At 72.2% G+C, this 21,127-nt stretch carries 19 protein-coding genes; 9 read left to right on the plus strand and 10 right to left on the minus strand.

Annotation, left to right across the window (positions count from 1 at the left end; all coding sequences use genetic code 11):
- Positions 1-81 precede the first annotated feature (81 nt).
- Both JOD66_RS14635 and JOD66_RS14640 read right to left on the minus strand, forming a co-directional pair.
- Positions 82-3,588, minus strand: coding sequence for an indolepyruvate ferredoxin oxidoreductase family protein (locus JOD66_RS14635; RefSeq protein WP_204837576.1), 3,507 nt, complete (start codon positions 3,586-3,588; stop codon positions 82-84).
- The gene (locus JOD66_RS14640; RefSeq protein ID WP_204837577.1) at positions 3,585-4,682 is read right to left on the minus strand and encodes a Glu/Leu/Phe/Val family dehydrogenase; all 1,098 of its coding nucleotides are present in this window, start codon (positions 4,680-4,682) and stop codon (positions 3,585-3,587) included. The genes JOD66_RS14635 and JOD66_RS14640 overlap by 4 nt, the downstream gene beginning before the upstream one ends.
- Before the next feature lie 131 nt (positions 4,683-4,813).
- Here JOD66_RS14640 and JOD66_RS14645 point away from each other — a divergent pair, with 131 nt between their 5' ends.
- Positions 4,814-5,263, plus strand: coding sequence for an Lrp/AsnC family transcriptional regulator (locus JOD66_RS14645; RefSeq protein ID WP_204837578.1), 450 nt, complete (start codon positions 4,814-4,816; stop codon positions 5,261-5,263).
- A 21-nt stretch (positions 5,264-5,284) separates the two neighbouring features.
- On the opposite strand, the gene JOD66_RS14650 is transcribed toward JOD66_RS14645, so the two are convergent.
- The 3 genes from JOD66_RS14650 to JOD66_RS14660 form a co-directional block, all read right to left on the minus strand.
- Positions 5,285-6,718, minus strand: coding sequence for an HNH endonuclease signature motif containing protein (locus JOD66_RS14650; RefSeq protein WP_204837579.1), 1,434 nt, complete (start codon positions 6,716-6,718; stop codon positions 5,285-5,287).
- 82 nt (positions 6,719-6,800) lie between these two features.
- Entirely contained in the window at positions 6,801-7,616 is an 816-nt protein-coding gene (locus JOD66_RS14655) for an arylamine N-acetyltransferase family protein (RefSeq protein WP_204837580.1), read from the minus strand.
- Complete coding sequence (locus tag JOD66_RS14660; RefSeq protein WP_204837581.1) at positions 7,613-8,080, minus strand: nuclear transport factor 2 family protein; 468 nt, start codon at positions 8,078-8,080, stop codon at positions 7,613-7,615. The genes JOD66_RS14655 and JOD66_RS14660 overlap by 4 nt, the downstream gene beginning before the upstream one ends.
- A 190-nt stretch (positions 8,081-8,270) precedes the next feature.
- On the opposite strand from JOD66_RS14660, the gene JOD66_RS14665 reads away from it, so the two are divergent.
- The 4 genes from JOD66_RS14665 to JOD66_RS14680 all read left to right on the plus strand — a co-directional run bounded on the left by JOD66_RS14665 (position 8,271) and on the right by JOD66_RS14680 (position 12,999).
- Positions 8,271-9,467, plus strand: a complete 1,197-nt coding sequence (locus JOD66_RS14665) for an ABC transporter substrate-binding protein (protein ID WP_204837582.1) — start codon at positions 8,271-8,273, stop codon at positions 9,465-9,467.
- Between the two features lie 69 nt (positions 9,468-9,536).
- Positions 9,537-10,394, plus strand: a complete 858-nt coding sequence (locus tag JOD66_RS14670; RefSeq protein WP_204837583.1) for a branched-chain amino acid ABC transporter permease — start codon at positions 9,537-9,539, stop codon at positions 10,392-10,394.
- Positions 10,391-12,253 (plus strand): branched-chain amino acid ABC transporter ATP-binding protein/permease, encoded by a 1,863-nt coding sequence (locus tag JOD66_RS14675; RefSeq protein WP_204837584.1) that lies wholly within the window; start codon positions 10,391-10,393, stop codon positions 12,251-12,253. The genes JOD66_RS14670 and JOD66_RS14675 overlap by 4 nt, the downstream gene beginning before the upstream one ends.
- Complete coding sequence (locus tag JOD66_RS14680; RefSeq protein ID WP_204837585.1) at positions 12,250-12,999, plus strand: ABC transporter ATP-binding protein; 750 nt, start codon at positions 12,250-12,252, stop codon at positions 12,997-12,999. Before JOD66_RS14675 ends, JOD66_RS14680 begins: the two co-directional genes overlap by 4 nt.
- Before the next feature lie 72 nt (positions 13,000-13,071).
- On the opposite strand, the gene JOD66_RS14685 is transcribed toward JOD66_RS14680, so the two are convergent.
- Together JOD66_RS14685 and JOD66_RS14690 are read right to left on the minus strand one after the other, a co-directional pair.
- A complete protein-coding gene (locus JOD66_RS14685) occupies positions 13,072-13,845 on the minus strand; it encodes an IclR family transcriptional regulator (RefSeq protein WP_204837586.1) in 774 nt (257 codons plus the stop codon).
- Positions 13,842-14,495: a helix-turn-helix transcriptional regulator gene (locus tag JOD66_RS14690; RefSeq protein ID WP_204837587.1), complete on the minus strand. Its 654-nt coding sequence runs from the start codon at positions 14,493-14,495 to the stop codon at positions 13,842-13,844. Before JOD66_RS14690 ends, JOD66_RS14685 begins: the two co-directional genes overlap by 4 nt.
- A 133-nt stretch (positions 14,496-14,628) precedes the next feature.
- Here JOD66_RS14690 and JOD66_RS14695 point away from each other — a divergent pair, with 133 nt between their 5' ends.
- Positions 14,629-16,119: a class I adenylate-forming enzyme family protein gene (locus JOD66_RS14695; RefSeq protein WP_204837588.1), complete on the plus strand. Its 1,491-nt coding sequence runs from the start codon at positions 14,629-14,631 to the stop codon at positions 16,117-16,119.
- Complete coding sequence (locus tag JOD66_RS14700; RefSeq protein ID WP_204837589.1) at positions 16,116-16,970, plus strand: SDR family NAD(P)-dependent oxidoreductase; 855 nt, start codon at positions 16,116-16,118, stop codon at positions 16,968-16,970. Before JOD66_RS14695 ends, JOD66_RS14700 begins: the two co-directional genes overlap by 4 nt.
- Here the strand turns inward: JOD66_RS14700 and JOD66_RS14705 are convergent.
- The 3 genes from JOD66_RS14705 to JOD66_RS14715 are packed head-to-tail and all read right to left on the minus strand — an operon-like array spanning position 16,960 to position 18,932.
- On the minus strand, positions 16,960-17,688 hold the full coding sequence (locus JOD66_RS14705) for an SDR family NAD(P)-dependent oxidoreductase (RefSeq protein ID WP_204837590.1): 729 nt from the start codon (positions 17,686-17,688) through the stop codon (positions 16,960-16,962). The two genes, JOD66_RS14700 and JOD66_RS14705, sit on opposite strands and share 11 nt — an antisense overlap.
- A 9-nt stretch (positions 17,689-17,697) precedes the next feature.
- Entirely contained in the window at positions 17,698-18,441 is a 744-nt protein-coding gene (locus tag JOD66_RS14710) for an SDR family NAD(P)-dependent oxidoreductase (RefSeq protein WP_204837591.1), read from the minus strand.
- On the minus strand, positions 18,438-18,932 hold the full coding sequence (locus tag JOD66_RS14715; RefSeq protein ID WP_204837592.1) for an acyl-CoA thioesterase: 495 nt from the start codon (positions 18,930-18,932) through the stop codon (positions 18,438-18,440). Before JOD66_RS14715 ends, JOD66_RS14710 begins: the two co-directional genes overlap by 4 nt.
- A 169-nt stretch (positions 18,933-19,101) precedes the next feature.
- On the opposite strand from JOD66_RS14715, the gene JOD66_RS14720 reads away from it, so the two are divergent.
- Both JOD66_RS14720 and JOD66_RS14725 read left to right on the plus strand, forming a co-directional pair.
- The gene (locus JOD66_RS14720; RefSeq protein ID WP_204837593.1) at positions 19,102-20,316 is read left to right on the plus strand and encodes a CaiB/BaiF CoA transferase family protein; all 1,215 of its coding nucleotides are present in this window, start codon (positions 19,102-19,104) and stop codon (positions 20,314-20,316) included.
- Positions 20,313-21,125 carry an enoyl-CoA hydratase/isomerase family protein gene (locus tag JOD66_RS14725; protein ID WP_204837594.1) on the plus strand — a complete coding sequence of 271 codons (813 nt, stop codon included), beginning with the start codon at positions 20,313-20,315 and terminating at the stop codon, positions 21,123-21,125. The genes JOD66_RS14720 and JOD66_RS14725 overlap by 4 nt, the downstream gene beginning before the upstream one ends.
- Positions 21,126-21,127: the final 2 nt, after the last annotated feature.

Here is a 21,127-nt window from a genome sequence, read left to right on the forward strand (position 1 = left end):
CGAACGACGACAGAGGCCCCCGCCGATCGGCGGGGGCCTCTGTCGTGCTTCCGGGCGGGTCAGCCGCGGGTCCGCCGCGGGTCAGCCGACGGCCGGCGGGGTGACCCCGAGCTCGCGCAGCGCGGCGGCGTACTCCTCGACATTGCGCAGCTTGACCGTCTCGTAGCCGCGGACCAGGTCCGGCAGCTCCGCGATCCGCACCGCCCGGTCGTACGCCGCCGGGTCGGCCAGGTCGCGGCTGAGGTCGACGACGAGCGAGCGGTAGTGGTCGCGCAGCTCCCGCTCGACCTTGCGCAGGTGGGCGTAGCCGAACACGTCGGCCCGGGTGCCGCGCAGCGACTTCATCCGCGCCAGGGTGCGCAACGTGCCGTGGGACTTCGGGCCGAACGAGATCTTCTTCTTGCGTCCCATCGCCCGCAGCACCGGCGGGTGCAGCTTGAAGGCGACCGTGCCGCCCGGGAAGGCCTCGCCGGTGGAGGCGAGGAACGCCGGGTCGGTGAGCAGCCGGGCGACCTCGTACTCGTCCTTGTACGCCGTCAGCTTGAACAGGTGCCGCGCCACGGCCTCGCTGAACCGAGTGTCCGAGGTGACGGCCCGCTCGGCGGCGGCGACCTGGGCGACGACGGCGACATAGGAGTCGGCGAGCTTCTCGTCCTGGTAGCCGACCAGGTCGGCGGCCCGCCGGCTGACCAGGCGGAGCAGCTCGCCCTCGAGGCCGGCGGCCGCCACGGAGGCGGGCACCGGGAGCTCGCGGACCGGCGCGCTCGGCGCGTCGGCGCGGACGCCGGCCGCCCGGAAGGCGGCCGGGTCGGTGACCGCGACCCGGCCCCAGCGGAAGGCGGCGATGTTGGCGGCGACGGCGGTGCCGTTGATCTCGATCGCCTCCTCGATCGCCGCGGCCGGCAGCCGCAGCGCGCCGGTCTGGTGGGCGGCGCCGACGAGCAGGAAGTTCGCCGCGACCGTGTTGCCGAAGATCCGGTCGGCCGCCTCCAGCGCGTCGAAGTCGAACAGCTCGACGCTGGCGGTGCGCACCCGGTCCAGCAGACCCGCCTCGTCGGGGTGCGACACCTTGGGGTCGTGGACCATGGCGCCGGTGGCGGTGCGGCTGGTGGAGACGACGGTGCGGGTCTTCTCCGGGTCGCCGTAGGTGAGGTTGCGGTCCTCGGCGAGGGTGAGCAGGTCGAAGCCGAGGAAGCAGTCGGCCGAACCGGGGGTGAGCCGGTTGGCCGGCTCGAGGTCGCCCGCGGCGAAGCGCAGGTGGCCGGTGACCGGGCCGGCCTTCTGGCTGAGCCCGGTCTGGTCGAGCGACTCGACGGCGTACCCGGCGCGCAGGGCGGCGGTCGCCAGCACCTGGTTGACGGTCACGATGCCGGTGCCGCCGATGCCGGTCATGAAGACGTTCTGGGTCGTGGTGACCGGCTGGTCCGCGGTGCTGGCGGCGACGCTCGGCGGCGTCGGGTAGGAGCGCTTGGCCTTCGCGACCTTGGGCTGCTTGCGCTTGCGGCGCGGCGCCGTCTCCACGGTCACGAACGACGGGCAGTCGCCGTCGAGGCAGCTGTAGTCGGTGTTGCAGGAGGTCTGCTCGATCCGGGTCTTGCGGCCGTACTCGGTCTCGACCGGCTGCACCGACAGGCAGTTGCTCTTCACGCCGCAGTCGCCGCAGCCCTCGCAGACCGCCTCGTTGATGACGACACGCTGGGTGCGGGCGGGCAGCTTGCCGCGCTTGCGCTGGCGGCGAGCGTCGGCGGCACAGTGCTGGTCGTAGATCAGCACCGTCACGCCGGGGATGTCGCGCAGCAGGCGCTGCGCCTCGTCGAGGCGGTCGCGGTCCCAGAGCAGGGTGCCGGCGGCGAGGTCGCGGCGGCGGTGCCGGCCCGGGTCGTCGGCGCAGACGATGATCTTGGCGACGCCCTCGGTGGTGAGCTTGTGGGTCAGCTGCGCGACCGACAGCGCGCCCTCGGCGTCCTGGGCGCCGGTCATCGCCACGACCTCGTTGAACAGCAGCTTGTAGGTGATGTTGACGCCGGCCGCGATGCAGGCCTGCACCGCGAGCTGCGCGGAGTGGAAGAAGGTGCCGTCGCCGACGTTCTGGAAGATGTGGCCGGCGTCGGTGAACCAGGCCTGACCGATCCACTGCGCGCCCTCGCCGCCCATCTGGGTGACACCGGTGACGGTGTCCTCCGGGCGGTCGGAGATGGTGACCATGGCGTGGCAGCCGATGCCGCCGCCGCCCATGGAGCCCTCCGGCAGCACCGTGGAGCGGTTGTGGGGACAGCCCGAGCAGAAGTACGCCGACCGGTTGACCGGCAGCAGCGGCAGGCTGGTGCGGGGGCGCTGGGGCGGGGCCACCGTCACCCAGCCCTCGAGGGCGTGCCGCAGCGGAGCGAGCAGCCGGCCGGCGGTGAGCTCGCCGTCGGCGGGGATCAGCCGCTGGCCCGAGGCGTCCAGCTTGCCGAGGATCCGCGGCGCGTTCGCGGTGCCGTAGAGCAGGTCGCGGACCTGCATCTCCATGAAGGAGGTCTTGTCCTCCACGACCACGATCTCCTCGAGGCCGTCGGCGAAGCGGCGCACCGCCTCGGGCTCGACCGGGCTCATCATGCCCATCCGCAGCACCCGGATGCCGGACGCGGCCAGCGCCTCGTCGGTGACGCCGAGGTCGGTGAGCGCCTGGCGCAGCGAGTCGAAGCAGCTGCCGGACGCGACCAGGCCGAGCCGGGCGGCCGGAGCGTCGACCTCGACGACGTTGAGGCCGTTGCGGGCGGAGTAGTCGTGGACCAACGCGGTGCGGGGCCCCACCAGCTCGGCCTCGGCGCCGACGATCATCGCCGGCCGCAGCACGATCGGGCTCTGGGTGTAGGCGTAGGGGTGGCCGTTCCACTCGATCGACGGCGTGACCGGCGTGAGGTGGAGGTCGCTGCTGTCGACCACCCAGGCGCCGTCGGCGACGTCGGCGACGATCTTGAGCGCGACCACGCAGCCGGTGGCGCGCGACATCTCGATCGCGTGCAGGCCGAGGGTCACGATCTCGGTGGAGTTGCGCGGGAAGAGCACCGGGATGCCGAGGGCGGCCAGGGACCGCTCGCTGACGGCCGGCACGGTCGAGGACTTCGACGCCGGGTCGTCGCCGACGAGGAGCACGGCGCCGCCGCGGCGGTTGACGCCGTACATGTTGGCGTGGCGCAGCGCGTCGGTGGCCCGGTCGACGCCGGGGCCCTTGCCGTACCAGAAGCCGGTCACGCCGTCGTACTTGCTGGTGCCGAGCGGCAGGTCGACCTGGCTGCCCCACACGGCGGTGGCGGCGAGCTCCTCGTTGAGGCCGGGCACGAAGCGGATGTCGTTCTCGTCGAGCACGTCCTGCATGTCGGCGAGCATCCGGTCCAGGCCGCCGAGGGGGCTGCCCTGGTAGCCGGAGACGAAGGACGCGGTCTTGAGGCCGCGGCGGCGGTCGAGCGCGCGGTGCTCGACGAGCAGCCGGGCGATGGCCTGGACACCGGTCAGCAGCGTCGGCGGCGCGTCGACCCGGAACCGGTCGTCGAGATCGTACGGCGTGGCCGGCTCTCCGGCGGGACGGGCGAGCAGCTCGGTCATGCGGTGACTCCCTCGGTCGGACGGGTCGCGGCGGCCAGGCGTTCGGCGACGATCTCGGCGGCGACCTCGCTGGGCAGCCGGCCGCTCTCGTCGGAGCGGGTGAGGATCGCGCGCACCGTGGTGGCGATCGCGGCGATCTCGGCGCGCAGCTCCTCCGGCGTGCGCTCCCAGATCTCGCCGCCGACCTGGATCAGGCCGCCGGCGTTGGCGACGTAGTCGGGCACCCAGGTGATGCCGCGCTGCTGGAGCAGCGGCGCGACCGAGGAGTCGAGCAGCTGGTTGTTGGCCGCGCCGCAGACGATGCTCGCGCGGATCGCGTCGACCGACGACGGGGTGAGCGTCGCGCCGAGCGCGCAGGGCGCGTAGACGTCGACGGGGGCGTCGAGCACGCCCGCCCGCGTGGTCACGCTCGGGTGCGCCTCGACGATGCGGGCCAGCGCGGCCGGGGAGGCGTCGGACACGACGACCTGGGCGCCCTCCTCGAGGAGCAGCGCGACCAGGTGGGTGCCGACCTTGCCGATGCCCTCGACGCCGACGCTGCGGCCGCGGAGGCCCTCGGGTCCCCAGCGGTGCTCGGCGGTTGCTCGCATCGCGCTGAACACGCCGAAGGCGGTGGAGAAGCCGCTGTCGCCCGAGCCGCCGTTGTGGCCGACGACGTAGCGGGTGGCGGTCGCGACGGCGTCGAGGTCCTGCGCCGTCGTACCGACGTCGGCGGCGGTGAAGTAGCGCCCGGAGAGCGTGTCCACGAAGCGACCGTACGCCGCCATCAGCTCCGGCGTCTTGATCGTGTCGGGGTCGCCGATGATGACGGCCTTGCCGCCACCGAGGGCGATGCCGGCCGCGGCGGCCTTGTGGGTCATCCCCTGGGACAGGCGCAGCACGTCGGTGAGCGCCTCGGCCTCGCTGGCGTAGGGGTAGAACCGCGTGCCGCCGAGTGCCGGACCGAGCCGGGTGTCGTGGATCGCGATGATCGCGCGCAGCCCGGTGGCCTGGTCGCGGCAGAACACGACCTGCTCGTGACCGGCGGCGCCGAGCTCGTCGGTGCGCTCGAAGACCAGGTCGTGGGGTGCGACGGGGGCGGCGGTGAGGGTCATGCGCACGAGCCTGGGGCCTGGTGGGCCGGGTCACAAGACTTGTCGCCCGGTTTGGCGTCGATCCGCAATCCCGGTCCGGTAGTGAAGTGATGGAGCGCAACGAAGAGGCTGTCAGGGGTAGATTCTGTTGCGTGAGTGATGCCGCCGTTCTCGACGCCACCGACCGCGCGATCCTCGACCTGCTCCGGGAGAACGCGCGCCGCCCGCTGCGCGAGATCGCGACCGCGGTCGGGCTGACCGTCGCGCCGGTGCAACGGCGGATCGCCCGCCTGGAGAAGCTCGGCGTGATCGAGCGCTACACCGTGAAGATCAACCACGGACGGATCGCGACCGGCATCGAGGCGATGACCGAGCTGCACTTCGGCGACGACCTCGACCTCGCCCAGATCATGGAGTTCGTCGCGCAGATCCCGGAGGTGGAGGAGGTGCTCACCCTCGCCGGCGATCCCGATGCGCTGGTCCGGATCCGGGTCGACGGGGTCGAGGACCTGCGCCGCGTCGTGGGCATGCTCCGCTCCGGGCGCGCGGTGGCGAGCACCAAGACGCTCGTGGTGCTCGAGCAGTGGACGCGCTTCGACTGAGCCTCCCGCGCTCCGGTCCCCTCAGGCGGCGCGTGGTCGGGCGGGTGCGTAGGCCATCCCGGCCTTGCGGAGGTTGTCGAGGGTGTTGCGTGGTGGTGGTGTCCAGACGGGTTGGCCGGTGTCAGGGTCGATGTGGACCACCCAGGGGGTTTGGTGGGTCAGGGTGTGGTGGTGGCGGCAGAGCATGACGAGGTTGTCGAGACTGGTGGTGCCTTGTTCGGCCCAGTGGGTGATGTGGTGGGCGTCGCAGGCCAGTGGCATGCGGGTGCAGCCGGGGAAGGCGCAGTGTCGGTCCCGGATCACCAGCGCGGTCCACAGGGCGGGGGTGACGAGGCGTTGGGCCCGGCCCACGTCGAGGACCTGGCTGTGGGTGCCGAGGACGGCGGGGATGATCTCGGCGTCACAGGCCATCCGCCGCACCGCGGTCGCGGACAGGCGGGTGCCGCTCGGGGTCTGGCCGTTGCGCGCCAGTCCGGTGTCGATGACTTGTTGGCGGAGGCTGTCGTGGTCGATGAGGACCACCACTCGGGGCTGGGCGCCGTGGTCCCTGGGGAGGTTGCCGGTGAGGTTGCCGGTGAGTTGGTCGGTGAGGGTGAGCCGGTTACACGCCTCGACCAGGGCGTCCCATAGCCGGGCGCCGGCGTCACGGACGTCGCGTCCGTCGTGGGCGCATTCGGGGTCCAGGCAGGCCCGGGCGGTGGCCACCCCGTCGGTGTCGTAGGCCGGGGCCCCGGCCGGCCGGGGGATCCCACCGCAGGCGCTCGGCGCGGAGGTCACCGGGGCCGCGAGCGGCAGCAGGACCGCCTTGATCGCCTCGGTGTCCTCGAGGGTGCCGTAGCCGTTGAGGCGGACCCCGCCGAGACCGTCCTCGGCGAAGGACAGGTGGCGGGCGTGGTGGGCACCGCGTTCGGTCTTGGCCTTCTCCTTGTCTGCGTTGACGAGTGCGGCGTCGGGGTCGAGTCCACGCACCACATCACCGAACGCGTTCTGCAGGTCGGAGGCGTCGTAATGGTGGGTGTCGACCAGTTCCAGCATCGCTCCCGCGACGGCGGTGCGGAACTCGGGGACTCGGGGCAGGGTGTGGACCTTGGCCGCGATCGCGCGGGCCTGGGGCAGGGTCACGTGTCCGGTTTCGAGGGCGGTCTGGACCTCGGGCAGGTCGCGGAGCTGTTCGACCGCGCGGACCAGTCCGCCGCCGCTGCCCTTGTGGCCGCCGGTGAGGTGGGTGAGGTAGTCCTTGACCGAGGCCCAGCCCAGTTCACGGACCGCGTCGGTGGCCTCGAGTCGTTCGATGCCTCGCAGCAGGGCGGCGTCGAGGAACGAGCGGGCCGCTGTGATCGACTCGACCACATTCACCGCATCGAGGCCCTCGAGCTCGTGCCAGTCGAGGCGGGCCAGCTCGGCGGCACGGTCGGCCGCGGCCGTAGCCGTGGAGAGCGCCCCGAGAGAAGACATGCGCTCATCCTATTCGAACACATGTTCGAACACAAGAGGTCTCTTCGAGCTGCCCGGCGCCCGTGGCGGGACGACGGCCTCGCTACAGCCTGGCCACCCGGTTCAGCAACCGCGCCTCCTCCTTCGCGTCCAGGGGCACGGCGAGCGCGTGCAGCCAGTCGGCGAGCTCGCCGGGTGCCAGTGCGCGGTGCTCGGTGGTTTCGCCCGGTCGCCGAACGGTCAGCGTGGTCGCGGTGAGCGCGACATGGCGGCCCTGGTCGTGCCGGGTGAGCATCAGGCTGGTGCGGAAGTGCGAGCCCGGGAAGGTGCTCGTGTAGTGGTGGCCCATGACGACGTCGACCGGCAACACCGGCAGCTCCTCGACGGTGTGCGTGTGCTCCCAGCCGCTCTCCCGCAGCCGCTGCAGGCCCCACCCGAGGTCGGCGCGCACCACCCGGTAGGTCCAGCCGGACTGGTCGCTGACGGCGCCGTCGGCCAGCACCGCCGGCCGGAGCAGGCTCATCCCGAAGCCCGGGTCGCAGAGCAGGCGCTCGCCGTCGAGCCGCACCTCGACGGTCATGTGGGTGCGGCCCTGGACGTCGCCCGTCGCGGGGTCGCCGACCCGGCCGAGGCGCCGCTCGACGTCGTAGCCCAGGCGGTCGAGGGCCGCCGCGAACACCGTGGCGTGCTCGAAGCAGTAGCCCCCGCGCCCGCGCTGCACGAACTTGTCGCTGAGCGCGTCGAGCCCGACGCCGGGATGCTGGTCGAGCAGGACGTCGATGTTGTCGAAGGTGAACGTCCGCACGTGCGCGCCGTGGAGCGCGTCGAGCGCGGCTCGCGACGGTGGCTCCGCCGGCAGGCCGAGGCGCTCGAGGTAGCCGGTCAGGTCGAGCCGGTCGGTCTGCCAGGCGTCGCTCATCGCTCGATCGTACGGACCCGGCGCACCGGTCCCGTGGTGATCGCCTCGACACTCAACGAGCGCTCCGCGATCAGCCATCGACCGCCGACCCGGGCGTAGGCGTCGTCGTAGTGCAGGTACCAGGTCAGGTCCCTGGCCTGACCGTCCTCGGCGACGCCGAGGTGGTGTGCGGTGCAGGCGACCCGACCGGTTGCTTGGTCGGGTCCGGCTGAGTCGGCGATCCGGCCGACCACCGCGTGGAAGGTGGACGCGAACCCGCTGAGCCGGCCGAGGGCGGCGACCACCGCGGGCCGCCCGCGCACCTCGACGCACGGGTCGAGCTCGGCCGGTGGGTCGGGGAGCCGAAGCCGCGCGTCCGGTGTGAACAGCTCGCCCACGGCGGAGAGCTCGCGCTGGTCGACGAGAAGTGCGTAGCGCTGCACGAGGTCGTCGAGAGCGAGGCGGTCCTCGGTCGTCAGGGTCACGTCGTCAGCCTCCTGGCGAGTCCGGATCGAAGGCAAGTGACGGGATCCGAGTTTTGCCCTAGCGTTTGCTTGGTTCGTATCTTACTATGACGATTCGAAATAACCCGGAAGGTCATACGAGCGACTCGGGTCCTCGTGTCGAACTGGCGGACCCGTCGGTCCGCCCAAGGTCATCAGAAGGAAATCTGGGATGAAGACACGTCTGTTCAAGGTGGTCGGCGGACTCGCCGCCCTCGCCCTCGTCGCCGCGGGCTGTGCCGGTGAGGACTCCACCGGTGGCGGCAAGGACGGCGAGTACCGCGTCCTGGTGCTCGGCGGCATCTCGGCCGAGGGTCCCCTCGCCGACAACGCCTCGACGTCGGTCCTGTCGGCGAAGGCGGGCGTCGAGCTCGTCAACGCCAGCGGCGGCATCGACGGTCGCAAGGTCAAGCTCGAGGTCCTCGACGACCAGGCCGACCCGACCGTGGCGGTCACCAAGCTGCGCGAGGCGATCGCCAAGGGCAAGCCCGACCTGGTCCTGAACTCCGGTCCCTCGACCGTCGCGGACGCGACCCTCCCGATCCTGAAGCAGAACAGCATCCTGTCCTTCAACATCGGCCCGACCGAGACCTCGGCCGACCCGAAGGCATTCCCGCTCAACTTCGACCTCTCGGCCAGCGCGCAGAACCAGCTCGACGCGTTCCCGCCGTACTTCGAGGAGAAGGGGTACGCCAAGGTCGGCATCCTGCACGGCTCCAGCTCGTACGGCGAGGTCTACGGCGCCGCCGCCGAGAAGACCTTCGACGCGGCCGGCACCGACGTCGTCGCGAACGAGGAGTACGACGTCGCGTCGCTCGACATGACCCCGCAGCTCGAGGCGATCCGCGCCAAGAACCCCGACGTGCTCGTCCTCGACGCGTACGGCGCTCCGCTGGGCTACGTCCTCAAGGGCATCGAGAAGCTCAACTGGAACGTCCCGATCATCGGCAACACCTCGGTCGCCGCGACCAGCCTGATCTCGACCGAGCCGCCGTCGGGCGTCCTCGGCACGCCGGCCACCAAGAACCTCGTCATGCAGGTCTACACCAGCACGGCGTACGACGCGGCCGACACCGATGTCGTCGACCTGGTCGCCCGGATGAAGAAGATCGAGCCGATCAAGTCGACGCTGATCCTGGCCTACAACAACGACGCGCTCGCCCTGGTCCAGGCCGCCGCCGAGGAGGCCGACTCCACCGACGCGAAGAAGCTCGCGGAGGCGCTGCTCGACCCGAAGGTGCAGGAGTCCGCCGTGACCGCGGTGCTCGGCACCTACCGGTTCTCTGCCGACTCGCACGCCGCCAACCCGTCGCCGGACGAGTTCGCCTTCATCTCGCCCGGTCCGCTCCAGGACGGCCAGTTCCACTGACGTGCTGACGCCGGCGGGGTGGGGTGACCCGCCCCGCCGGCGCTCGCCGTACGACCCGAGGGAATCACCGTGACTCTGATCTGGGGTGGCCTGTCCCTGGGGGCGATCTACGCGATCGTCGCCATCGGCTACAACATCGTCTTCATCTCCTCGAAGACCTTCAACTTCGCCCACGCGCAGCTGACCATGGTCGGCGCGTTCGTGGCCTACACCGGCCTGGTGACCTGGGACCTGCCGCCCGTGCTCGTCGTCGTGATGGCGGCGCTCGCCGTCGCGGTGATCGCGGCGGTCGAGGAGCGGATCGCGATCCGCCCCGTCGGCGACATGCACAACATCCTGGTCACCACGCTGGGTGCGTCGATCCTGCTCGACGGCATCGCCCAGCTCACCTGGGGCACCCAGCCGCTGACCGTTCCGTTCTTCGGCGGGGACGAGGCGTTCACCCTGCTCGGTGGCCGGGCGTACCCGGTCGAGCTGTTCCTGATCGCGCTGGCCGTGCTGCTCGTCATCGCGCTCGGCGTCTACAGCCGCCGCTCGCTCACCGGTCTGGCCCTCCTCGGCATGGCCGAGGACCGCGAGGCGGCGCTGCTGCGAGGCGTGAACGTACGCCGCATGGCCTTCATGGCGTTCGTGGCTGCGGGCGCACTCGCCGGCTTCGCCGGCATGTTCGTCGGGTCCAAGACGTTCGCGGTGTCCACGCTGGGTGCCGCGCTGGCCCTCAAGGGCTTCGTGGTGCTGGCCATCGGCGGCTTCGGCTCGATGCCGGGCACCCTGGTCGGCGGCGCGATGGTCGGGCTGGCCGAGGCCTACGCCTCGCGCTACCTCGGCGGTGAGTACGCCAACCTCGCCGTGTTCCTGATCCTCATCACCATCTTGATGGTGCGTCCCGCCGGGCTCTTCGTCCGCACCAAGGAAAGGGTGGTGTGACCGTGGCTGCTCAGTCGCTTGCCCGCCGTATTGCGGGCGGTCCGCTCTGGATCGTCCCGCTGGTGCTGGGGATCCTGCTGATCCTGGTGCCGTACTTCAACCTGGAGTACTCCATCGTCCGCCAGCTCCAGCTGGCGATGATCCTGTCGCTGCTCGTCAGCGGTCTCAACCTCAGCCTCGGCTTCGCGGGCGAGCTGGCGCTCGGTCAGGTGGCGATGTACGCCGCCGGCGCCTACACCGCCGGCCTGCTGTCCGTGCACGGGCACACCGACATCCTGCTGCAGCTGGTCGCCGCCGGCGTCGCGGCACTGCTGGTCGGCGTCGTCACGGGCATCCCGGGCCTGCGCCTGGGCAGCTGGTCGCTGGCGATGACGTCCTTCTTCCTCGTGCTGCTCCTGCCCGACGTGATCGCGATCTTCCGCGAGGACACCGGCGGTCGCAACGGTCTCACCGGGCTGCTCTCGCCGACCCTGTTCGGCCGGGTGCTCACGCCCGAGGACTACTTCATGGTCATCGCGATCGTGACCGTCGCCTGGTTCGCGGTGATGCGCAACATCGCCGTGTCCCGGCACGGCACCGCGCTGCGGGTGCTCAAGCAGAGCCCGGTCCTGGCCGCGTCGATGGGCATCAACGTGTTCCGGATGAAGCTGATGGCCTACGCCCTCGGCGCCGTCCCGGCCGGGCTCGCGGGTGCGCTGTTCGCGAGCCTCGACCTCTACATCTCGCCCGAGGCGTTCTCCTTCACCGTCGCCACCACCATCCTGGCCTCCTCCGTCCTCGGCGGCTCGGCCAGTGTGTACGGCGCCGTGTTCGGCGCGTTCGTGCTGCAGTTCGGCCTCAACCAGTCGACCGACTTCCAGAAGTACTCGCTGGTCGTCACCGGCGCCTTCCTCATCATCGGCGGCGTGCTGCTCACCGGCGGACTCTCCGGCCTGGCCCGGGCGCTGTGGCGCAGGATGCTCGCCGAGGACCCGGTGGCCCCGGCGGAGCGGGCGGTCGCGGCCGACGACGAGGTGCCCGCCGTACCCGGCAAGGTGCTGCGGGTCGAGGGCGTCGCCAAGGCGTTCGGCGGCAACCAGGCGCTCAAGGGCGTCGACCTGACCGCGACGCCCGGGCGGGTCACCGCATTGATCGGGCCCAACGGCTCGGGCAAGACCACGCTGCTCAACATGATCTGCGGCTTCTACCGCACCGACGCGGGCGTGATCGCGCTCGACGACCGGCAGCTGCAGCGGATGGGCCCGGACCGGGTCGCCCGCACCGGAGTCGCGCGCACCTTCCAGACGCCCAACATCCCCGAGGGGATCACGGTCCGTGAGGCCGTGATGGCGGGTCGGTACGCCGGCCACCGGGCCACGGTCCTCGAGGCCGTGCTCCGGCTGCCCCGCTACCGCAAGGTCCGCAAGGGCGACCTGGCCGAGGCGGACCGGGTCCTCGACCTGGTCGGCATCCGCCATCTCGAGAACGCCGAGGCGACCGCGCTCCCGCTCGGCCAGCGTCGGCTGCTCGAGGTGGCGCGTTGCCTGATCAGCAACCCGGGCGTGCTCCTGCTCGACGAGACCGCCTCCGGACTGGACGAGGACGAGGTCGAGCGCCTCGCCGAGGTGATCCGCCGGGTGCGCGACGCGGGCGGGACCGTCGTCCTGGTCGAGCACAACTTCCAGCTGGTGCTCTCGCTGGCCGACGAGATCGTCGCGCTCGCGCACGGTGAGCTGATGGCCAAGGGGACGCCGGAGGAGATACAGAACAACGAGCGGGTGATGAGCGAGTACCTCGGCATCGACCCCGACAAGCCGGCCGCGCAGCACGTGGTGCTGGCCGACGTGATCGACGGAGCCCAGGACGGAGCGGAGCGATGAGCGCCTCGAGCACCCCCGAGAGCGAGCTGCTGCTCGAGGTCCGCGGCCTCGGCACCGGCTACGGCGACCTCCGGGTCGTCTGGGACGTGTCGTTCGACGTACGAGCGGGTGAGATCACGGTCCTGCTCGGCCGCAACGGCGCCGGCAAGACCACCACCATCCGTGCGATCAGCGGCCTGAACAAGATCGTCGCCGGAGAGGTCCGCTACCGCGGCGAGTCGCTCGCCAAGGTGCCGGCGCACCAGCGGGTGCGGGACGGGATCGCCTACGTCCAGGAGGGCAAGCGGGTCTTCCACTCGCAGACCATCGAGCAGAACCTGCTCCTCGGCGGCTACACCCGCAGGCTCAAGCGCTCCGAGCTGCGTGCGGAGGCCGAGCGGATCTACGAGCTGTTCCCGATCCTCGCCGAGAAGCGGGCGCTGCCCGCCGCCAGCATGTCCGGCGGGCAGCAGCAGATGCTGGCCATCGGCCAGGCGCTGATGGCCCAGCCGCGCCTGCTCATGCTCGACGAGCCGTCCGGCGGCCTGGCCCCGGTCATCGTCAACGAGGTGATGGAGCGCGTCCACCAGCTCAAGGAGACCGGCATCGGCATCCTGCTCGTCGAGCAGGCCGTCGAGGCGTCCTTCGCCATCGCCGACCACGTCACCGTCCTGGACATGGGCCGCACCATGCTGTCCTCCCCGGCCAGCGAGGTCAGCGACCTGACGCTGCTGCAGGACGCCTACTTCGGCAAGGCTGCGGGCTGATCTCTAGCGCCGACCCGGCAGAAACTTGTGCCGGGTCGGCGCCGACCCGGCACAAGTTTCTGCCGGGTCGGCTCACGCCAGCCGGAGGACCGGCCCGCGCTTCGAGGGTGACCAGTCCGGGTACAGCGTGCGGCTGGTCGTGCGGGCGGCGGCGAGCAGCAGCGGCCCGATCACGGGAAGCGGGAGATGGCCGCGCCGGACCACGGAGATGGCGGCGAGCGGGCGCGGGCCGCGGGGGCCGGGGATCACGGTGGCCATCGAGCTGATGCCCGTGCCGGGCAGGCCGTCGAGGATCGCGATCCCCTTGCGCCGGCGTACGGCGGCCAGCTCGTGGTGCACCGACTCGAGGCCGCCGGGAGTCCGGTCCAGGTGGCCGACCAGGGCGTCGACCTGCTCGGGCGCGAGCGCCGCCAGCATCGCCAGGCCGCTGACCGAGTCGGTGGCGATGATCCGCCCGCCCACGCGGGACGGGATGGTCGTGGCGCGGACGCCGCCGACCTTGTCGAGGTAGTGCACGATCGGCCCGTCGAGCACCGAGAGGTGGACGACGGCGTCGGTCGCGAGCTGCAGCTCGTTGAGCGCCACCGACGCGGCGGCGCGCAGGTCGAGGTGCTCGCTCTCCCCGCCCCCGGTGGTGAGCCGGCGCCCGGGTGCGTAGCCGCGGCGGTCGTGGTGGACCCAGCCGAGGTCGCGCAGGGTGGTCAGGAGCCGGAACACGGTGGTGCGCGGCAGCTCGGTGATCTCCGCGATCTCGTCGAGGCCGAGCGGCCCGGGCGCGTCGTCGAACGCGTCCAGGATCATCGTCGCGCGCTCGAGGACGCCCAGGCGCGTGGCCCCGGCGCTCATCCGCGGTGCTGCCGCAGCTCTTCCGTCGTACGCCGGGCGGCGGCGGCGGACGACGTGCTCCAGGTGCGCGACGCCTCGTCGAGCTCGGCGAGCATCAGCTCGGCGCGGTCGCGCTCGTCGGCGTAGTAGCGCTCGGACCAGCGCAGCACCAGCTCGGGGAAGGCCCAGCCGGGCTCGGCGGTCGCACCCTCACGGTCGGCCTCCGCGCGCACCCGCATCCGCTCCGACTGGTCGCGGTGCTCGGCGAGGACCTCGCGCAGTCGGGCGGGATCGGAGAGGTGGCCGAGCCACAGCCGCAGCATCACGCCGTGCTTGAGCACGACCGGGTCGACATGCTCGTCGGCGGCCCAGTCGTGCAGCGCGGCGTGGCCGGCGTCGGTGATCCGGTACATCCGCTTGCCGCGTACGTCGTCACGGTTCTCGATCCGCGAGGTCGCCAGGCCGAGCTTCGCCAGCCGGCGCAGCTCGCTGTAGATCTGGGAGAACGACGGCGACCAGTAGAAGAACTTCAGGCTCCAGTCGGCCCAGCGCTTGAGGTCGTAGCCGGACAGCTCCTCGCCGAACGCGAGCAGGCCGAGCACCGCCCACCCGGTCGGGGGGAGCGAGGGCGCGGCGTCCTCGGGCGGCACGACGGTTCCCTTGGGCGGCACGGCGACATCCTAGCGCTTCCGTAGCGGTTCGAACTATTCCTATTAGGAATACGAGATGTCCAAGCGAGCGCTTGGTTGGCCAAGGAGTGATATCCCTGGTGACCTACCAACGAGTCACGGGCAGGCTGGACACGTGGCCGCACCTCTCGCCGAGCTCTGGTTCGAGCGCGCTCGCACGCATGCGGACGCACCCGCCGTCGACGACGGTCGCGTCCGGCTGACCTGGGGCGAGCTGCTGCCGCGCGCCGTCGCCGTCTCCGAGCGGCTCGCGAGCGCCGGGATGGCGCCGGGCGACGTCGTCGTCCTGCAGGCGCGCAACACGGTCGACTGGGTGCTGCTCGCGGGCGGGACCCACCTGGGTGGCGGCGTGCTCGCTCCGCTGGGCGCGGAGGAGCCGGTCGCCGCGCGGCGGGAGTACGCCGCCCGGGTCGGTGCGCGGCTCGTCGTCGCCGAGAGCCCGGCAGCGGGGGAGCTGGACCTCGGGCGGGTCTGTGACCGGCTCGCCTCCGGAGATCGTCGTGAGCTGGCCGCTCGGGCGGCGCATCCGGTTGGCGAGCCGGCGGGGCCAGCGGTGCTGCTCGCCACCTCGGGCACCGCGGGACACCGGCGTACGGTCGCGATGGACCATGCCGTCCTGCACCGCCTGTACGCCGACGTGGCGGCGGTGCTCGACATCGATCAGCACGACCGGCTGCTGGGCGTGGTGCCGCTGGCTCACTCGTTCGGGTTCAACGGGCTGCTGGTGCAGGCGGTGCTGACCGGCGCCTCGCTCCGGCTGGTGCCGGACCGAGGCGGCGAGTCCCTGGCCCGGATCGTCCGGGAGTCGGGCGCGACGGTCGTCGCCGGCCCGCCGGCGCTGCTGCACGACCTCGCGGCCGCCGTGCGCGCCGGCGCGGAGCTCGGCCCGCGGGTGCGGCTGTTCATGACCGGCGCCACCGAGATCCGGCCCGACGAGCTGCTGCCGCTCGCGGCCACCGCGGGCATCCCCCGGGTCTCCGCGGGCTACGGGCTGACCCAGACCTGTGGCACCGTCGCGATCTGTCCGGACCTCGGCCGGCTCGCCCACGGGCGCCATGCGCCGATGACGCCGCTGCCCGGTGTCGAGGTCTCCGTGGTCGACGCCGTCGGTACGCCGGTCGCCGCCGGGACCGCGGGGCGGGTGCTGACCCGGGGCTACCAGGTCGCCGTCGCCACCGGCGCCGGCGGCTGGCTGACGACCGGCGACGAGGGCCATCTCCATCGCGACGGCCGGCTGTGCGTGACCGGCCGGCTCGACGACCAGCTGGTCGTGTCCGGGTTCAACGTGGACCCGGTGCGGGTGGAGCGGGCGCTTGGTCGGTCGCCGTACGTCGCGCAGGTGGCGGTCATCGGCCTGCCGGACCCCCGACGGGGGCACCGACTGGTGGCGGTCGCCGTACCGCTGCCTGGGGTGGATGCCGATGGGCGGAACGACGCGGCGGTGCTCGCCGAGGCGCGGGCTGTACTGGCGGGGTACGAGGTGCCCGACGCCGTGGTCTGGATGGACGCCCTGCCGCACACCGCCACGGGGAAGCTCTCGCGCGCCGCCGTGCGCGCGCTGCTCGCCGCGCACCTGGCCGACAGTGATCAGGAGGACGACGGATGAGCGCAGTGACGGACCGGTTCGGCGGTGGTGTCGCCGTGGTGACGGGCGCCGGATCGGGACTCGGCGAGGCGATGGCGCTGCACCTGGCCGGTGCCGGCGTCCATGTCGTGGTGACCGATGTCGACCGCGAGCGTGCGACGGCCGTCGCCACCGCCTGTGTCGCCGCCGGGAAGAGTGCCGAGGCGCACCACCTCGACGTCGCCGACGGCGAGCAGGTCGACGCGCTGTTCGCCACGGTGTGGGCGACGCACGGGAGCGTCGACCTCGTCGTCAGCAACGCCGGCATCGAGTCCGGGGAGCGGCTCTGGGACCTGACGCCGGCGCAGTGGCGCAGGGTGCAGGCCGTCAACACCGACGGCGCCTTCCACTGCGCCCGCTCGGCCGTGCCGCGGATGGGCGCCCAGGAGCGTCCGGGCGTGCTCGCCGTCGTGGCGTCGACCGGTGCGGTGACCTCGCTGCCGTACCAGTCGGCGTACGTCACCAGCAAGCATGCCGCCCTCGCCCTGGTCGAGTGCCTCGACCTCGAGGTGCGCGCGGCCGAGCTCCCGGTTCAGGTGTCGGCGCTGCTGCCGAACTGGGTGCGCACCCGGATCTTCGACGACGTACGCCGGGCCGGGGTGCCGACCGACCCCGACGCGCGGGCGAGCTTCCTGCGGATGGCCGAGTCGATCCAGGCGCAGGGCATGGCGCCCCCGGAAGCAGCCGAGCGCTTGCTCGATGCGGTCGCGCGCGGAGAGTTCTGGTGCTTCACCGACCCCGACCGCACCGCCCGCCTGTTCGACGAACGGGCCCGGACGCTGCTCGACCTGCGCAGGCCGGAGCGTCCGGGCTGGTCGGTCGCTACTGCGTGACGGTCCAGCCGCCGTCGATCGGCAGGAACACGCCGTTGACGTAGGACGCGAGCGGCGAGAGCAGGAACAGGATCGGCCAGGCCATCTCCTCGGGGGTGCCCATCCGCTTCAGCGGCACCCGGCCCAGGATGTGGTGGCCCATCTCGGACTGGGCGAACCCGGCCAGCCGCGGGGTGTCGGTCATGCCGGGACCGATGCCGTTGGCGCGGATCTGGTCCGCCTTGTGGGCCGCCAGGTGGCGGACGTAGCCCATGACGGCCGCCTTGGAGGCGGAGTACCAGTCGCTCTCGGTGCCGACCTTGTTGCCCGCGACGGACGCGGTGACCACCATGGCGGCACCGGTCGGCGTACCTGCGTCGAGCCAGTCCTGGGTCAGGCCCCGGACGCTGCCGACGCTGATCCGCACGGCCTCCTCGAAGTCGAGCGGCACCTGGGACGACGGGCCGGCGTTGTTGACGAGGTAGCGGGGCACGCCCCCGAGCGCTTGTTCGGTCGCGTGCAGGGCCGCGGCGCGCGCGGGCGCGTCGGCCACATCGCACACCGCGGTGTGGATGCCCTGCCCGGCGAGGTCTTCGAGACCGTCGGGGCGCAGGTCCCAGCCGCTGACCCGCAGGCCGGCGGCATGCGCGCGCAGCGCGACGGCGCGGCCGATGCCGCTCCCCGCGCCCGTGACGACGATCCCGTCGCCGGGGGTGAAACCGAGGTTGATGTCGTCCATGTCTCCTCCTCAGACTCCGTAGCCGCCGTCGATGTCGAGCTTCTGGCCGGTGATGAAGCCGGCCCGCTCACTGGCCAGGAAGGCGACCGCCTCGGCGACGTCGACCGCGCTGCCGAACCGGCGCAGCGGGATGTTGGCCCGGGCCACGTCGAGCGCGCGGTCGTCGAGGTCGCCCGTCGCGATCAGCCGCTCCGACATGCCGTCGGTGAGCATGCCGGGTCCGACGCAGTTGACGCGCACGCCGAACCGTCCCTCCTCCGCGGCCAGCGCCCGCGCCAGTGCCTCGACCGCCGCCTTCGGGCTGGAGGACAGGCCGTCGCGGACGGGGTAGCGCACCGTGGCCGCGGTCGTGACCGCGGTCAGCGTGCCCTGCGTCGCACGCAACGACCGCAGCACGGCGTGGGCCAGGTTGAAGAACGCGACGGCGTCCTGGTCGACCTGGTTCGCGAACTGCTCGGGCGTCACCTTCGACAGGTGGACCATCGGCACGTGCGGACCGGCGGCGTGGACGACCGTGCGGACCTGGCCGTGCTCGGCCTCGAGCTCCCCGACGGCCGCCGCCACGGCGGCCGCGTCGGTCAGGTCGGCTGCGCGGGTGCCGCGGATGCTGTCGCCGAGCTCGGCGACGAGAGCGTCGGGCGCCGTGCGTCGGTGCAGGAGCAGCAGCTCGGCGCCGTCCTTGGCGAGGCGGCGGCAGATCTCCGCGCCGATGCCGCCGGTCGCGCCGGTGACGAGGGTGGTTCCGTAGGTCATGCGGTGGCCTCCGTGGCTTCGATGGGGGTAAGAGATCGCGCGCCCTGCGCCCAGGCGTCGAGGTGCTGGCGGAGCAGGTCGGGGATGCCGACCGACGTCTGTTCGGGGGAGACCGCGACGATCCGGATCCGGGCTCGCGCGACCACCTTGCCGTCGGAGGTGCGGACCATCCGGTGGAGCATCTCGAACGACCGGCGCCCGACGCTCCCGAGCCGCAGCTCGATCCGGATCTCGTCGAACAGGCCGACCGCCTCGAGGTAGTCGCACGCGGTGTGCGCGGTCACGGTCCAGAAGCCGTGGCGCTCCTTGAGCTCGTCCTGGCGCAGGCCGTTGAGCCAGAACCACTCGCTCTGCATCCGCTCCATCCAGGGGAACCAGGCGGCGTAGTAGAGGATCCCGGCCGGATCCGTGTCGGCGTAGCTCAGTCGGAAGGTCGTCGTGTGGAGCGCCGGGCCCGGCCCGCCGTCCGCGACGCGCGCGTCGGTCGCCATGGAGACAACCTAGCACTTGCTTGGTTCGGGAGGGAGGGGCGGAAGGATCGAAGGGGCCGGGTGCGCCGCTCGGGATCCGGACCACGATGGAGAAGTCTCCATCGATGCCGAGACATGTTATGGTCTGACCATTCAGATCTCGCATACGGTGCGCGGCGGAGGTGGTGGCATGGCGTCGACGACGACCGAGCGCGCGCTGACCGGCCCGCTGGTGGGCCTCAGGGTGGTCGAGATCGGGAGCATCGGTCCTGGCCCGTTCTGCGCGATGCTGCTGGCGGACCTGGGCGCGGACGTGGTGCGGGTCGACCGGACCAGCGGCGCCGCACTGGTGGGCCCGAACGCCGACTTCCGGACCGAGGTGATGCACCGCGGCCGGCGTTCGGTCGCGGTCGACCTCAAGCATCCGCGCGGCCGCGAGGTGGTGCTGGACCTGGTCGCCGGCGCCGACATCCTGGTCGAGGGCTTCCGGCCGGGCGTCACCGAGCGGCTCGGGATCGGGCCGGAGGAGTGCGCGGCCGTGAACCCGCGGCTGGTCTACGGCCGGATGACCGGCTACGGACAGGACGGCCCGCTCGCGCAGGCCGTCGGTCACGACATCAACTACGTCGCCCAGAGCGGACTGCTGGCCCTGGTGGGCCGCCACGGTCAGCCGCCGACGCCGCCGCTGAGCCTCGCTGGAGACTTCGGCGGAGGCGGGCTGATGCTCGCGCTCGGGCTCCTCGCCGCGGTCTGGGAGGCCCAGCGCTCCGGCCGGGGCCAGGTCGTCGACGCCGCCATGGTCGACGGCTCGGCGCTGCTGGCGGCCGCCTTCCACGGGTTCGTGAGCAATGGCACCTGGGACACCGAGCGCGGCACCAACATCGTCGACTCCGGCGCGCCGTTCTACGACGCCTACGAGACCGCCGACGGCAAGTGGCTCGCGGTCGGCGGGATGGAGGCGCACTTCTATGCCGACCTGCTCGACATCCTCGACCTCGACCCGGCGACGCTGCCGGACCAGAACGACCGCGCGCAGTGGCCGCGGATGAAGCAGGTGTTCGCCGACGCCGTCCGCGCCCGGACCCGCGAGGAGTGGGTGACCCGGGCCGCGGGGCGTGGCTGCGTCTCGCCGGTGCTCGAGGTCGAGGAGGCGTGGGTGGATCCGCACAATGTCGCCCGCGGCACCTTCGTCGAGGTCGCCGGCGTCGTGCAGCCCTCCCCCCAGCCGCGGTTCAGCCAGACCCCGGCGCGGATCGACGGCCCACCGCCCGCTCCCGGCGAGCACACCCGGGAGGCGCTCGCCGCCTGGGGGATCGCCACCGACCGCATCGACGCATGGGAGGCAGCGGGCGCGATCGCCCAGACCACCTCCGACAACCCACAGAAAGGCAGCCGGGCACGATGAAGAGCCTCGACCGCAGCTACCGGACGCTGAGCCTCGAGCAGGTGGCGCCGGGGACCGTCGTCCTCACCCTCGACCGACCCGACCGCTCCAACGCGATGACGAACGAGATGTTCGTCGAGCTCGAGCGGGCGGCGCTGGACCTCGACCAGGAGGACGAGCTCCGCGTCATCGTGCTGACCGGAGCGGGCGCGGCCTTCTGCGCCGGCTACGACCTGGCCGACGCCGACGGGCTCGCCGACCTGGGCGCGATCGCGATGCTCAACCAGCAGGAGCGGGCGGCCCGGGCGCTGGTCGCCGTCCGCTCGGTGCGGGTCCCCGTCATCGCGGCGGTCAACGGTGCGGCCGCCGGTGGCGGGCTGGCGCTGGCGCTGCAGGCCGACATCCGGCTCGCGGCGCCGGAGGCCAAGTTCAACGCGGCGTTCGTGCGGATCGGGCTCACGGCCGGCGATCTCGGCACCTCTTGGCTGCTGACCCGGCTGGTCGGGCCGGCCGTCGCGAGCGAGATCGCCTTCACCGGACGGATGGTGCATGCCGAGGAAGCCGAGCGGATCGGGCTGGTCAACAGCATCAGCGCGCCCGGTGCGCTGCTGGCCGACGCCCTGGCCCTGGCCGAGCGGATCGTCGAGAACAGCCCGGGTGGCGTCCAGCTCTCGAAGCGCGCCCTGCACGCCAACCTGGAGATCGGCTCGTACGCCGCGGCGATCGAGCTGGAGAACCGGGGGCAGGCGCTGCTCACCCGGAGCAGCGACATGCCGGAGGCCCTCGCGGCCTTCAAGGAGAAGCGCCGTCCCGTGTTCAAGGGGGAGTGACC

Source organism: Nocardioides nitrophenolicus, assembly GCF_016907515.1.
Taxonomy (GTDB): domain Bacteria; phylum Actinomycetota; class Actinomycetes; order Propionibacteriales; family Nocardioidaceae; genus Nocardioides; species Nocardioides nitrophenolicus.